Source organism: Planococcus sp. VCh962, from assembly GCF_057748275.1.
Genome location: NZ_JBYLHS010000002.1, coordinates 44,465 through 59,176 on the forward strand (window position 1 = coordinate 44,465; position 14,712 = coordinate 59,176).

Sequence of the window (14,712 nt, forward strand, 5' to 3'; positions counted from 1 at the left end):
CTCTGAATCAGCACTTTTTGTATAAGTGCTTTTCAGAAGCGGTAAAATTAAATATTCTATTGTTTTTGTCTACATGCCGGCAAATTGACAAAAGCAAAACCTCCCATAAATGAATAATGGAAGGTTTTGCATGAAATATAAACAATCATATTCAATTCTATTATCTTAAAGTTTATATGCGCCTTCAAATTCGCAAATGTTTTTCGTATCCAACACCAGCTTGTCCTGGATCAGGTCCATGTTCTCTTTGATGTGGTCATGTCCCACCATGACGACCAGCACTTCGATCTCATTCATGAAATCTTCGAAGTTCATGAACTGGTGGTCCACCATGCGTTCTTTGACAAACGGGTCAAACACTTTCACGCCGAACGCCAAATGCTCGTCCATGCGCTCCAATAACTGCAGTGTCGGGCTTTCCCGTGTATCGTCCACATTTTCTTTATAGGCCAAGCCGTAAAGGCCGATCTTCGAGATGTCCCGGATGTCATTTTCCCGCATGATATCCCGAATGCGCCCTAAGACGTGCCGCGGCATGGAGTCGTTTATCTTCCGGGCTGCCAGGATCAGGTTCGTCAAATCCGGATAGTCTCCGACTAGGAACCATGGGTCCACGGAGATGCAGTGTCCGCCCACACCCGGTCCCGGCTGCAGAATGTTGACGCGCGGGTGTTTGTTGGCGATTTTGATGATTTCGTACACATCAATATCATCCGTCCGGCAAATTTTCGCCAATTCGTTGGCAAACGCAATATTGACATCGCGGTACGTATTCTCGATGACTTTCGACATTTCCGCTGAACGGATGTCCGTCAAAACGATTTCCGCTTTACAGAAGGTCTGATAGATTTCTCTTACTTTCTCTCCCACTTCCGGATTGTCTGCCCCGATCGTGCGGGAGTTGTTTTCCAGTTCGTAAATCATATTGCCCGGAATAATGCGTTCCGGGGCATGCAAAAGATGCACGTCTTCCCCGATGACGTAGCCCCGTTGCTCGATGATCGGACGGATGTGGCGATCGATGGTTCCTGGTGAAATCGTGGATTCAATGACAATCGCCGCGCCCTTGTCGCACACATTCAGCACATTATTGACCGCTGAAATGACATATTTCGGATCCAGCTTTTTGCTTTCTTCTATATAAGGTGTTGGTACAGCCAAGATGTATGTATCGCTTTTTTGGTATTCTGTACTGAACGTGATGCCATTCGCCAGCGCTGCGTCAAACAGTTCTTGCAGCCCTTCTTCCTGGAACGTCAACTTGCCTTGATTCAACGAATCCACTAATCCCTGGTTCAAGTCTGTTCCGACTACTTCTACCCCGCTTTTTGCTAGCATCAACGCTGTTGGAAGGCCGATATAACCAAGCCCGACTACATTTACTAAAGACATTTGAACTTCTCTCCCTTTGCTGCTATTGTTTCCCTCATTAAACTTATATGGCTGAGCAAATTGTTTAATTAACTGCTTCTTCATTTCCTGATTAGGCTAAAAGAAACAGCGATATTTATCTGTTTTATTTTATGAATCCATACCGGACCTTGCCATTATATAGAAGCGACTATTCGACTGTAAATCTCTTCTTGTTTTTTTGCAAGCGTTAATATTATAGCATAATTTAAATCAAGTAGCATAAAGTTACTGATAGGTTAGTTTTGAACGTACATTTAATGCTTATGCCAAAGTTTTTCGCTTCCTCTACAGCAATAAAAAAAGAAATCCCCAGTAATAATCCTGAAGATTTCTTATATTATTCATTTCACATTAAATTGTTGTTTCTTTTAATATCAGCTGCTTCATTATTTTATAAGCTGATTATTAATCATTTAAAAAGCTCAGCAATTTCGAAAACCTTATACTTCTAATGAAACTTGACAATCAAGGCTCTAGTGATAGGATTTTTCTTTCCAATAAAAGCTCGGCCATGATTACCTCTACTTCCGGACCGAACTCCTGATCGTTTATAGCAAATTCCATCGTTGTACGTATAAATCCTAACATTTCACCAACATCATAACGCTTGCCTTCGAATTCATAGGCAAAAACATTTTGAATACTATTCAATTGCTGAATGGCATCAGTTAATTGAATTTCTCCGCCTTTCCCAATATTATGTTGACCAAGAAACGGAAAAATTTCTGGTGTAAGGATATAGCGGCCAAGAATAGCTAAACTGGAAGGGGCAGTGCCTTGTTTCGGCTTTTCGACAAAGCTTCTAACTTGATAGCTCCTCCCTTTTTTTGAATGAGGGTCAATTATCCCGTACCGGTGTGTATCTTCATCAGCGACTTCCTGTACACCAATAATTGATGCTTGCAAACGATCGTATTGGTCAATCAACTGCTTTAAACAGGGCTTTTCCGCCTGGACAATATCATCTCCCAATAACACTGCAAAAGGTTCATTGCCAATAAACTTCCGCGCACACCAGATAGCATGTCCTAATCCTTTTGCTTCTTTTTGCCGGATATAATGAATTTCCACTTTTGAAGATGCCCTTACTTCTTCGAGCAACTCATACTTCTCTTTTCTTAGCAAATTATCCTCAAGTTCGAAATTATTATCGAAATGATCTTCGATTGCCCTTTTCCCTTTGCCCGTTACGATAAGAATGTCTTCTATTCCAGATTCAACCGCCTCTTCTACTATATATTGAATAGTAGGTTTGTTTAAGATAGGAAGCATTTCCTTTGGCATCGCTTTTGTTGCTGGGAGAAAACGAGTACCTAAACCAGCTGCCGGTATAATTGCTTTTGTTACTTTCTTTTCCATCTACTGACCTCCTTTTGTCTTAATAAATTGTAATATTATTTTGTTATTCGTTTTATAAAGAAAATGATCACTAATACATCGCTTACACTAAATACAATATTAGTAATATAAACGTTAATTTTAAACTAGCAATAATATATGAGAGCAAAAAAAAAATTTACCCATTGGTCTTTTAGCCTATTATTTGATACATTTCCATTCTAACATAAACTCTATTGTAAGTAATTGATTATTTCGAAAAATAAAAATTTTTAAGTCGAAATAAATTATTATTTCCCTTAAATAGGAAAATGTCACTTTTAAAACAGATCTAAATTGCAAACTAGCAGTATTGTCTGCTTCTTTTTTGATTAAATAATCGCTCAATAGCTACAAGCAATTAGAACACGGGCAACTTCACGGGGTGATAGCGGGGCATGTCATTATTTGAATTGAAATTGGGTAACATAGGAATGTTGTTCGTGGAAGTTGTGGCAACTTAGACAAGGCACGTAAATCTAATACCGAAACTCTCTATCTAGCAACTATCACAGCCTGCTCTAAAAGCTCTTTATCAGATCATAATATTTTCTTTCCCTACTCATTTTCACTCCCATCTGATATCTCTCTTTATGACTTTAGCTGGAATTCCAGCAGCTAAACAATTTGGTGGCACGTCTTTGTTGACCAGCGCATTCGCTGCAATTACCGCACCATCACCGATTGTAACTCCTTTTAAAATAACTGCCCGGAAACCAATCCATACATGATTGCCAATTGTTATCGGTTTAGTCATTTCATAACCTTCATACATCAATTTATGATTATCAGAATCCCGAATGATGACTTCTTCAGAAATTGCCACTCCTTCTCCTATAGTTACTTTATTAAAGCAATATATTTTTGAATTGGAATTTATGTAGCCACTTCCCAGTTCTAACACCGCATTTTCCTCTATTGTGATAATGCATCCTTCATAGCAATCGAAGTTCCCATTCACAATCAATTGGCTGGATGTTTTAGCCGTTAAGCTCGATTTGCTATGGGTTATTCCATTCCAATTACGGCCGAGACGAAACCTGCCCTTGATAATAAAATTACTTCCTTTCAGCTTTTTAACGAATGAATTTTTATAGATAATAAAGCTTAATTTCTTATTTTTATTTAACAAGAGAGTTGCGACTAAATTTATATCTTTAATTTTCTTCGTAATTGCTTTCCTCAAATTTCGTCCCTCCTCTTCTTGATAAAACTCTCATTGCTAAATTTTTATAATAAATTAACTCGGCGTTATTGCGGAAAAGAATCAAATAAAAGACATTAATAACCAGGATATTAATAAGACAATTCAAAAGGAAAGCATAAAGTGTAATTGAATTTTGTAACTCTTTGGTGATGGCATATGTCAGAAACAAGGGGATTAGACCGATTCCAAAGTACTTGAAATACATAACAAAATAAAGAATCAATTTTTCTTTAAATATATATTTGTAAACCATTTTAGGTTTTACCCAAAAAACTACTGTCACCATACTAATCAATGTTCCAAGAAACACTCCTGCCAATCCAAAATATTGGAACAATAGAATAGAAGCAACCAAGTTAATGATGGCCTCCAAGATTGGAAAAAGCTGATCTTGCTGAAAAACTCCCCCCGCTTCTTTGAAAATTTCAACGGATCCTCTCATTAATGACATATAAAAAATGAGAATCAGCAACCCGATTGTAAAATCACCTAGTACTTGAGAATCGCCAAGCCATAAGAACACAAATTGTTTAAGTGTATTAAATAAAGAAATAGACAAAAAAGAGACAATCCAAAAACTGAAAAAGAACAGTCGTTTATGAATAAGGAATATCTTTTGGTGATTCCCCTCCACAAGCAAGTTCCCAATGCTCGGCGTAACTGCTGATAAAGCACTCGACACTATACTTGTCATTGCTCCGATAACCAAATTATAACTATTGTATATTCCCACTACCGTCAAGTTCAAAAAATAGGATATCAGTAAATTATCCGTACTGAAAATTGCTACTCCACCAATTTTGTGAAAAAAAATGGCTTTAATATTCTTAATCAGCAATTGCTTCTCTTTAAATGCTAATTGTTCCGCCGAAGAATAGATCCATGGATATTCTTTTCGTATATATAAGTTCATGCATAGGAAATATAGCAATGCAATGAACATCTGAACAATCAAAAAAATATAGAAATTAGCATAGAGATTCAATACCAGTATTTGAAGAAGCGCAATCAATAACTTTGCCAATGTGTATACGATTACTATTTTATAGCCTTCTTGGGCTACTATTAAAATATATAATCTTACTGAAAAAAAGTACGTAAAAGTTGCCCCAAGGAGAATAAGAAAATAATATTTTTGTGCTTCTTCAATATTTACTCCGTCTTGTATAAACAGATTTAATACCGGCATCAGAAGAACGCCCATCAAAAAAATAAGTGCCCCAATGATTTTATAGATCTTCGAGTAATAGTTAATATATGCTCTTATTTTTCCTTTATTGCCTTCAGCGTATGGCTGATACAAAGAATAGGATATTACACTTGCAATCCCGAGTTCCGCCAATGATAATATCCCGAGAATGCTTCCGAAAAGGGAATGCATCCCTAAGTACTCTTCTCCAAGAGTGTCTAAAAATACTTTCCTAAGCAAAAACACAGGAAACAAGCTTATTAGAAAAGCAAATAAATTAATAATTAAATTCTTCATTGCTTTCTTAGTCCTCATGGCATTGCTCCCACTATAACCGCAAGATATTTTCCCTTAAATTTTTTTTTGCTATTCTCATGGTGTTAGCAAATTCGAAAGTTGACTGATAAAAAGCTGGTGAAAAAGCAAACAGAAAAATTTTTGTTTTAGTCTTCCATCTAAAAGTTTTTTGAGTATACTTGTTCTTACTTTTATGAAAGTACATCCTTAAGGTTTTCAGGATAGCCTCTTTGTCTTTAAGTGGGCTGGCTGCTACTTGATAATAAAAAACCATCAAACTATTGAGGTAATACTCCTGAATGAGCGAAGCATGTTCTTTTAAGTTTTTCTCTTTAAAATAGCGTTCGATTTCAAGATATCCTTCCATTTCATCGAAAATCCTTTTGGAACTGATGTGAGCATTCATAATGCTGCCTGGCCGCTCCTTTAAATAATTGTATTTCGCAGTGTCTTGATAAACGCATTTTTTGCATCGATGCAAGACCTTCGGCGTAAAATAGATGTCTTCAGTCAATCTTCCAACTGGAAACCGGAGTCCTTCCAGCAGTTCTTTCTTATACAGCTTATTGAATACTCCGATATTAATCGGAAAAATTTCTAGAACCATTTTTTTATAAGCCGTTAAACCATCACAAAGCAGCAACTCATCCGTAGAACCGTCGACCACACTTGAACTTAAAATTTTCCTCAATCTACAAATTGCCAAATCCGCCTGGTATTCGTCCATTAACCTACGCAGAAATTCGTACATATCCTCATCAATCCAATCATCGCTGTCCACAAAAGCAATATAATCGCCTGTCGCAGCCTCTAATCCTACGTTTCGAGCAGCAGCTAGCCCTTTGTTTTTTTGATGAATGACTTGTATTCGGCTATCCTTTCGGGCATACTGATCACAAATTTCTCCGCTTTGGTCAGTGGATCCGTCATTTATCAAGATGATTTCCAAGTTTTTATAAGTCTGCTTAATAACGGAGTCGATGCATTTTGGCAAATAATCTTGGACATTGTATACAGGAATGATTATGCTTATAGTTTCTCCCATACCCCACTCTCCTAGACTTCATTTTCCCTTTATTCCTCACAATAAATGAATGACAAGGCTATAAAGATATTGGCAAAAGCAAATATAGGTTCGCTCATGTTCAAGCTTTCCAGTAAAACATGCCTCTAACAAATAAAAAACTGAATTTAATGAATTTTTAAAGTTTTGTTTTACTTTCAATAATAACAGTGTTTACAATTTTAGTATTTATTTTTTAAAGTTTTTTAAAAAATGAGACTTACTATTTATTTGTGAGAAATAGAAATAATTGAATGCACTTTAGAAAATGGAAAATACTAGATTATAGTAATTTAACTAAATTAATCAGAAATCATATTTCCAAAAATGTCTCTAATACTAAGCCTTTCTTTTTCCTTCATCATAGCCAATGTAATGGTAACGATGCGCAGCCTGTAAAAAAAGAACGTTCACTTGAACGTTCTGCAAAAATTCTTTACTTATTTAACTCAAGCTATAGTTTGTCAACTCCTATCTAAAAATAAGAGGTCCGCCAATATTCACTTTCAGCAACGCTAGAAGAATGCCGTCTATTCATCGCATTCCAATGCTGATTCTGATAATCTCTTTATCAAACTCTTCCTCGTTGCTTTTTCCTAACTCCATGATCAAATGCTAAGAGTATTTTTTGTGTTGCTATATTATTGGCATCGTATGCGACACCATCCAACTATCCAGGCTCCTGCTGTAGTAAGCGGTAATCTTATATCCTAATCCCGCCGGCGCCTGAACACCGACTCTTCCTGCTTTATTATTCACTTTTGCAAAATCACAAATAACCTGCACGGGCTGTCCGCCGCTGTTCTCGACGTAGATTTCCAGTTCTTCTTTAAAGCGGTGTTTTGGAGGTTCAGGCAGATTGACGATTGATGGCCCCATTAGAACGCCTGCCTGATTGACCGTGATTTTTGAGGTTTCCACCGAATTCGAAGCAAAGTTCCGGGTTGTTTCGTTGATAAAATTATACATTCGCCCATTATGCAAGACACTGGTAGTTTCGTAATCGAACGGCAGATTCCGCAGTGAAGCAATTGAAGCGATACCGCCTGCTGTACCATCTACCGGTTCGGCAAGCAAAGGTTCGATTATGCTGAGGCCTGAAGGGTAATCCAAAATCACATTGGCGTAGCCATTTGCTTCAAAATAAGCATGGTTGATGGTATTTGAATAAGCAGGTGTTACATTGATCATGCCGGATCCGACATGGATCCCCGCGATGCCGTTCGAGTCAAAATTGCCGCCCTGAATATTATGGCCATATAACCCACGCACCATTAGCCCGGCGCCCGCATTTCCAACAAAATGGCAGTCGTAAATGCCATAAACATTGTTGTCGCTGCCACGGTCCGTCTGAAGGCCACAGCCGATATGTATTTTGTACTCGGTTCCGGAGCGGAGCGGGCTCTTAAGCGCTGGCGATACCGTCATCCCTTTCGCACTGACAGAATTGATATGATAAACCGAGCCTTCGCCACTGCCGATTTTCAAGTATGCACCGACATGGACATTGCCCGACTCCGGATTGAATTTCGAGAACGTTACCTGGTCTCCAGAACCGCTGCCATCGCTTCCCGTAACCACTGTGCCATTTTGTTCGAATTTACATGCCTGATCAAAGACGCAAAGATTGTTATTGCCTTCTTCAGTAATTTGCAAACCGTGGACTTTCGCCCAGGTAAATGAAACATTTGAAAAAGTCTTGTTGCGGATATCGGATGCCAGCATGCAGACTTTGGCATGCTGCACAGAGCCATTCAACGGATCGGTGCCTCTGAAAGTCAAGCCCTTGATATGGCCATCGCCGCCGCGCATGCGCACCAAATAATCCATCGGCGCAGAAGGTGCAATCACTGTTGTCTTATCGCTATAGCCAACCCAAGACACCGCCTTTTCATCTTCGGTCACCGGCACTTCAAGCGGTTTGCTGATACGGTACAAGCCCGGCGGAAAAAACAGCGTGCCGCCGCCTTTTGCATTATAGGCAAAGGCAATCGCCTGCTGGAGTGCTCTCCAATCATCCGCCTCGTCGTCGCCTTTCGCACCGAATGCTTTAACATTGAAAGTTTTGTCTGGCCGTTCACTGAATGTCACTTCATCAGCCATTTTCTTTAATTTATTTGCAGTTGCAAGAGTCTGTTTTTCTTTCGTAAATCCAAACGCCATCTATATGCCCACTCCTTCGTTGTTTATCCCGAGACAAAAGACCTGTTAATTGTGCTAATAGTACATATTCAATAAACACTGGCAAACTCCTGCCCTTTGCCGAAACTTTCGCATATTAAAATGGCAGATCTTCAAGCCGGCTCCGATGCGATTCTTTTTCCTGCTGCTCCAGAAACTCGCTGAATTGCTCCCACATATGATATTTTGGATCAACCTTTTCATGCGAAGTAAACAGCTCTGCCATAAATTTGCCGAAAGAGTCAGGGCGCGCTTCATGGTCCCACACTAAATCGAAATTCTTGCTATATGTCACACGGTTAAAATTTCCGAAGATTTGCGTCAGAGTTCCGATAAGGATCCTGATTTTCGAGATATGCGGCTTTTCCATAAAGCGGTTGTCGCTGTAAACTAAGCCGTCCCGGTCGATCAGCCGAACACCAAATGACAGCTCATAATCCTCAAGCACCAGCACTAAATTATTTTTACCGAACATATTGCATCCCCTCCTGAAAATAAAAGACGAAACAGCCCAAGTACCAGAAAACGCCTGGAGCTGGGCTGATTTTATGCTTTATTCAACATTCATTAATTCTGTATAAACCGCCCCATCTCCTTTAATCCATTTCACCATGGCAAACCCTTCCACCATATAATACTTTCCGCCATCATGCGTCGTTACTTCCACGGCATTGGTAAAGGTTTGGTACTCGGTTTCAACGGTTTTGTTCACTCCGGTAATCGTATAAATTATAGGTTCAAGATCATGACCATAAACAAATTTTTTACCGGTTTGAATGGGATAAACCAATAGAACGCCGGATTCCCAGTACGGATAGCCAATCTCAAAACTGTCGTAGTTTTCGTACTCCAGTTCTAAATAGACTTCCTCTCCAATCCGCGTTTCCCAAACAAATTCAGTCCCTGGCCCAATAATTGCCGGCACACTGACAAAGCGGTCAACTGCTATTCTGCCATCTTCCTGTCTATACGTATAAGTCTTGGTTTTGTCCCGCTGATAGGAATGTTCAATGGCTGTATCATTCTTAAATGCCGGCTCCAGGGCACGGGCCAGCATTGCGGAAAATTCACCACGCGTGACTTTACGCTGCGGACGATAGGTGTTGTCCGGATAACCGATGGAAATACTTGAAGCCGCAAGCCGGTGGATCGCATCATGATACCGCGCAGCATTCGGAACATCTTTATAATCAAAATAAAAAATAAAATTCAAATCAAAAACCCGATCAATCATCACTGCCAAATCGCCGCGGTCAATGGTTTCTCCTGGACGGTAAGTGCCATCAGGAAAACCCAAAATATACCCCGCTTCTGCAGCTTCTGCAATATAGCCGCTGGCAAAATGATTTGCTGGAACATCTTTAAAAACTGTCGCTTTTTTCGTGCCGTCCAATCCTTTCAATCGGCCGAACATCACTGCTGCTTCAGCGCGTGTCACTTCTGCATCCGGCCGAACTGTACCGTCTGGATAACTCGCAATCACTTTTTTCCCCATCAAATAATTAATTTCCTCATAAAACGGGTGGCTGTCCGGCAAGTCTGTGGCGGCATCAGCGACAGGCAAAACCAGGAACAGGGTCAACACGACGGCGATGGGACTCAAAAACTTCTTCATACCCTCCACTCCTTTGTTTTTATAGCCCTACACCGGCCGGCAGCCTCAACTATTTTTTCTATTTAACATCCACTAATTCAGACTCCACCACTCCTTGGGCATTTACCGATTTGACTGTCGAGAAACCTTCAACCATATAATATTTCAAGCCGGCTTCTGTTGTTACTTCGGTAGCATTGGTAAATGTTTTGTAGTGGGTCGTGACGGTTTTGTTGACGCCGGTGATGGTATTCGTCAATGTTTCATCGCCGAGGCCTGTTTCAAAAGTCTTGCCCACCTCAACCGGATAAACGAGCGCTAGATCATACTCTGAATAAGGGTAGCCGAATGCGAAAAATTGATAGTTTTCAAGCTCCAGGTATTCATAGACATTTTCTCCAACCCGTACAGTCCACATAAAGCCAAAGTCAAGGCCATCCCGATCCGGCACATTGACGAACTGGTGTACCGCGGTCGTACCGTCTGACATTCGATACGTATACGTTTTGGTTTTATCTTTCTGATATGAATCAGGGATAACCGCTTCGTTCTTGAATTTCGGTTCCAAACCACGGGCTAAAAAGGCGGAAAACTGGCCCCGCGTCACTTCTTGGCGCGGCCGGAATGTATTGTCGGGATAGCCTATGGTGATATTTGCCGCCAAAATCTTACTGATGGCTTCCGAGTATGCGGCATTTTGCGGTACATCCTTGAAAGACTGATTGAAAGTGAACGCTAAATCGAAGACCCGTTCAATGATCAACGCCATGTCACTGCGGGTCAATGGCTTGTTCGGTTGGTAAGTGCCATCTTTAAAGCCCTTGATGTACCCGGCTTTTGCCACTTCCGCGATATAGCCGCTGGCAGAATGTCCCGCCGGCACATCCCGGAATCCCGTAGCTTTTTTCGTGCCGTTCAGCCCCTTCAAGCGTCCGATCATCACCGCAGCCTGAGCTCGTGTGACTTTTTCATCAGGGCGCACAGTGCCATCAGGGTACCCCGTCACAACTCCTTTCTCCATCAAATAATTGATTTCATCATAAAATGGGTGTTTTTGAGGTAAATCTGACGGAGCACCTGCTACAGGGATAACTAACAACAAGGAGAGCACAATAGCGATGGGACTCAATAATTTTTTCATACTTTCACTCCTCCACTTCGTTGTTTTGCTTCTTGCCTTTATTTTAACAGCAAAAAAATATTAATATATACTTTATTTATTAAAAATTCAGAATTTTTTATGTAATAGACAAAATCCGCATACGGTTATGGTCCGATGCGGATTTTGACTTCTTCCATCGTTATTTTTCAGTAAGGTTCAAATATTCTTCCAGCGTTTTGCCGCTGCTTTTTACTTTACTTGCATTTTCTGTGCCTAAATAACGGAAATGCCATGGCTCAAACTGATAGCCGGTAATATGTTCCTTGCCTTTTGGATAGCGGAGGATGAAACCGTATTGATGGGCGTTAGCTGCCAGCCATTTGCCTTCTTCCGTATCCGCAAATGATATACTCAAACCGGTATTGGAAGATCCCGCAAAATCAAAAGCCAACCCTGCCTGATGCTCCGAATGCCCAGCTTTTGCGCTGACGGTGTCTGCTTTTGCTGAACCGTATTGATTTACATACTTATCGTATAGCCCGGCTTGATAAGAGAACGATCGAAACGCACTGACAGTTCGGATGTCTATTCCCTGCTCCCCGGCATCTGCCAGCATGTCGGAAACGGCTCTTTCAGCTTCCGGAATGACACCTGGATTATAATCGGATGGCAGAGCGTTTGCTTTATTGATGACCAGGATATCATTGATATAAGTTCCAGGCGTGTCTGTTGACGGAGCAGGATAATTTTCCTTAGCTTCTAAAGGGGCACCTTTTAAATAGTCAGAGTTGACATAGCCTTTTTCTGTACCAAAGGAAACTTCATACCACTTGCCGTCTTTTGATAAGTAATTTACTGTTCCGCCTTTTGGAATTTCGGTGATGATGCCATAATCCGTTCCAGCGCCTTCACGCAAATTCAAATTCTCGATTGCCACATATGGCTTGGCGACTGTTTCCTGCCCATCAGCTTTCTTCAAAAACGCTGAATGAACAAAGCCTGTTTCTGAACCATATCGGACTTCATACCAAGAACCGCTCTTAGAAATAATCTGAACCCCTTCACCTTTCGGAATGATGCTCACCACATCATGTTCGGTTGATGCACCTGTACGCAAATTTAAATTTTCTGCTGTTTGATATGTATGAGTTGCCGCTTGCGCTTGAGCCACCTCGTTGAAAGAAAAACCTTCTCCGATCGGCGTAACCGCTAGGGTTAATGCCGTTGCTGCACTGGCCAGCCCCGCTGCTTTCAGCCAAGAATATTTTTTCACCGCTGTTCCACTCCTTTTCCATCCTCTGCACCTGATTGCCAGAGGCCTGTTTTCGTATTTGATTTTTACATCAATAAATTAATAAAACATACTTTCTATATTACCTGTTTTCTTAATAAAAAACTTATATGACCCTTTTCTTCGTACTATTTGTAAGAGAACACCGGAATGTATTGGTCTCTCTATTCTTTATTTCTTAATTAAACCAGTTTTATTCAGACAACTGAAATAAAAAACAACCTGCTCTTATCCTTTCTAAAGAATAAAAGCAGGTTGTTTGTAACAGCTTTTTAATTAACCGGCATCGTTCGGGACACCATCCAAGAGGAATTTCTTTGGCTGTAATACACGGTAATGACAAATCCGATTCCAGCTGGAACGAATACTCCTACGTTTCCGGCTTGTTTATTGACACGGGCATACTCGCACACCAAGTGCACTGGCTGGCCGCCGCTGTCTTCGACGAAAATCTCGAGTTTTTCTCCGAATTGATGTTTCGGTGCAGGAGGCAACTCGATAACCGCTGGACTTCTTGCACCGGCCGCCCGGTCAATGGCGACTTGAGATATGTTTTCCATGGAATAAGGTTTGCTGCCGTCCGCTTCTGCCACGTATTGATACTGCCTTCCGTTATACGAAATGCTTGTCGAATCGAAATCGAAATAATATTTTCGCAGCGAAGTAATAGAAGCAATGTCGCCTGCCGTCCCGTCCACGGGTTGTCCAAGCAGCGGTTCCAAAATAGTGAGGCCTGATGGATAATCCAAAATGACGTTGGCATAGCCGTTCGATTCAAAATAAGCATGATTGACAGTATTGGAATAGGCGGGTGTCGTATTGATCATGCCAGAGCCGATATGAATGCCTGCAATGCCATTCGAATCGAAATTGCCGCCTTGGATGTGGTGGCCGTATAATCCACGCACCATGAGTCCAGCTCCTGCATTGTCGACAAAATGGCAGTCGTAGATGCCGTAGATATTGTTGTCGCTGCCTCGGTCCGTCTGAAGCCCGCAGCCAATATGGACGGCATATTCTGTTCCCAATTTAAGTGGGTGTTTCAAATCTGGGGATATAGTGATGCTGTCTGCTGTCACGGCATCAATATGGTAAACCGAACCTTCTCCATTGCCGATTTTCAAATAAGCGCCGACGTGGACATCGTTTGCTTTCGGATCAAAATCCTGGAACTCTACTCTATCAACCTTTCCGCTTCCGTCTGTTCCTTTAACGATGTTGCCATTATGTGAAAACACACATTGCCGGTCAAACACGCATAAATTATTATTGCCGTCGCCTGTAATCTGCAGCCCATGGACCGCTCCCCAGACAAACGCCGCATCTGAAAATGTTTTATCCCGGATATCTGTAGCAAGCATGCAGACTTTTGCGTACTGTGCATAGCCGTTCATAGGATCCGTCCCGCGGAACTTAATGCCTTGGACCGTTCCGCCTCCTCCACGCATCCGTACCACGTAATCCATTGGTGCAGATGGCGCAATCACCGTCGATTTGAGGCTATGGCCGATCCAGGAAACCGTATTTTCCGAATCCGGCACTACAATCGGCTGGCTAACCTGGTACAGCCCAGGCGGGAAAAACAGAGTCCCTCCGCCTGGCTGCCGGTAAATAAAATCAACCACTTTCTGTAGCGCCTTCCAGTCATCGGCTGCTCCGTCGCCTTTGGCTCCAAAGGATTTCACATTGTAGGTGGCGTCCACTGAACTTACATCGCTGCGCGTTTCCAATTCACTTTTACTTGGTTGATTGCCAAAAAGCTTGCCTTGTTTCGATTTGAACGCCATGGTTACCCTCCTTTTACTTACTACTAAATTAAAGATTACAGAATTTTCAAATTAAGTGCAACAAAGACATTTTCTGTAGGGGAAGTTCTTTGTATATGGGAATGCAGTTGTCCAGAACTTCTATCGGTGTTTTTGTTGTTTCTATCGGTGTTTCTCGAGTGTTTCTCGAGTTTTTATCGGTGTTCTTCTCAAAAACAGTTCTCGAAGGGGG

Annotated in this window: 11 protein-coding genes; all 11 read right to left on the bottom strand. The window is 41.2% G+C overall.

The genetic code is table 11. From position 1 onward, the window contains the following. Nucleotides 1-165: 165 nt before the first annotated feature. Nucleotides 166-1,392 (bottom strand): nucleotide sugar dehydrogenase, encoded by a 1,227-nt coding sequence (locus AC3AQ9_RS07770; RefSeq protein WP_488306898.1) that lies wholly within the window; start codon nucleotides 1,390-1,392, stop codon nucleotides 166-168. A gap of 486 nt (nucleotides 1,393-1,878) precedes the next feature. Beyond that, the gene (gene galU / locus AC3AQ9_RS07775) at nucleotides 1,879-2,772 is read right to left on the bottom strand and encodes a UTP--glucose-1-phosphate uridylyltransferase GalU (protein WP_488306899.1); all 894 of its coding nucleotides are present in this window, start codon (nucleotides 2,770-2,772) and stop codon (nucleotides 1,879-1,881) included. Between the two features lie 586 nt (nucleotides 2,773-3,358). Further along, nucleotides 3,359-3,976 (bottom strand): acyltransferase, encoded by a 618-nt coding sequence (locus tag AC3AQ9_RS07780; RefSeq protein WP_488306900.1) that lies wholly within the window; start codon nucleotides 3,974-3,976, stop codon nucleotides 3,359-3,361. Next, nucleotides 3,948-5,483, bottom strand: coding sequence for a lipopolysaccharide biosynthesis protein (locus tag AC3AQ9_RS07785; protein ID WP_488306901.1), 1,536 nt, complete (start codon nucleotides 5,481-5,483; stop codon nucleotides 3,948-3,950). Before AC3AQ9_RS07785 ends, AC3AQ9_RS07780 begins: the two co-directional genes overlap by 29 nt. 31 nt (nucleotides 5,484-5,514) lie before the next feature. After that, a complete protein-coding gene (locus AC3AQ9_RS07790; protein ID WP_488306902.1) occupies nucleotides 5,515-6,528 on the bottom strand; it encodes a glycosyltransferase family 2 protein in 1,014 nt (337 codons plus the stop codon). A 654-nt stretch (nucleotides 6,529-7,182) separates the two neighbouring features. Then, nucleotides 7,183-8,709: a glycosyl hydrolase family 28-related protein gene (locus tag AC3AQ9_RS07795; RefSeq protein WP_488306903.1), complete on the bottom strand. Its 1,527-nt coding sequence runs from the start codon at nucleotides 8,707-8,709 to the stop codon at nucleotides 7,183-7,185. 115 nt (nucleotides 8,710-8,824) lie between these two features. Then, entirely contained in the window at nucleotides 8,825-9,202 is a 378-nt protein-coding gene (locus tag AC3AQ9_RS07800; protein ID WP_488306904.1) for a hypothetical protein, read from the bottom strand. A 78-nt stretch (nucleotides 9,203-9,280) separates the two neighbouring features. Then, on the bottom strand, nucleotides 9,281-10,342 hold the full coding sequence (locus tag AC3AQ9_RS07805) for an S-layer homology domain-containing protein (RefSeq protein WP_488306905.1): 1,062 nt from the start codon (nucleotides 10,340-10,342) through the stop codon (nucleotides 9,281-9,283). 58 nt (nucleotides 10,343-10,400) lie between these two features. After that, complete coding sequence (locus AC3AQ9_RS07810) at nucleotides 10,401-11,462, bottom strand: S-layer homology domain-containing protein (RefSeq protein ID WP_488306906.1); 1,062 nt, start codon at nucleotides 11,460-11,462, stop codon at nucleotides 10,401-10,403. 160 nt (nucleotides 11,463-11,622) lie between these two features. Beyond that, nucleotides 11,623-12,696: a D-alanyl-D-alanine carboxypeptidase family protein gene (locus AC3AQ9_RS07815; RefSeq protein WP_488306907.1), complete on the bottom strand. Its 1,074-nt coding sequence runs from the start codon at nucleotides 12,694-12,696 to the stop codon at nucleotides 11,623-11,625. 290 nt (nucleotides 12,697-12,986) lie between these two features. Continuing rightward, nucleotides 12,987-14,501 (bottom strand): glycosyl hydrolase family 28-related protein, encoded by a 1,515-nt coding sequence (locus AC3AQ9_RS07820; RefSeq protein ID WP_488306908.1) that lies wholly within the window; start codon nucleotides 14,499-14,501, stop codon nucleotides 12,987-12,989. Nucleotides 14,502-14,712 lie beyond the last annotated feature (211 nt).